The sequence below is a fragment of the Parendozoicomonas verongulae genome (assembly GCF_009711465.1).
GTDB lineage: Bacteria > Pseudomonadota > Gammaproteobacteria > Pseudomonadales > Endozoicomonadaceae > Sansalvadorimonas > Sansalvadorimonas verongulae.
Genome location: NZ_SMME01000221.1, coordinates 1 through 379, shown reverse-complemented (window position 1 = coordinate 379; position 379 = coordinate 1). Strand labels below are relative to the sequence as shown.

The window sequence follows — 379 nt, the reverse complement described above, 5'->3', positions numbered from 1 at the left end:
GCATCCGCTCTGGTCACAGACAAAGGGCCTAGCTCCTGTGTGGATGCGTTTGTGGATAGTGAGTGCACCGGAGGTGGTGAAAGCCTGGTTGCACCTATCCTGGTCACAGATAAAGGGCTTTTCCCCTGTGTGGATGCGTTTGTGTCTGCTCAGTGCACCGGACTGGGCGAAAGACCAGTTGCACCCGTAAAGTCACAGACAAAGGGTCTGTCTCCTGTATGGATGCGTTTGTGTCTGGTCAGTGAACCAGACTGGCTGAAAGACTGGTTGCATCCGTCCTGGTCACAGACAAAAGGCTTATTTCCTGTGTGGGTGCGCTTATGGTTGGCGAGATGAGTTGATTGGGAAAAACGCTTTTTGCACCCGCCAAAGTCACAGA

The 379-nt window shown here is 52.8% G+C and carries 1 protein-coding gene; it reads left to right on the top strand.

The window, feature by feature from the left end:
* The coding region (locus E1189_RS24290; protein ID WP_230459820.1) for a hypothetical protein at positions 1-336 on the top strand (336 nt) is incomplete at its 5' end.
* Between the last annotated feature and the right edge of the window lie 43 nt (positions 337-379).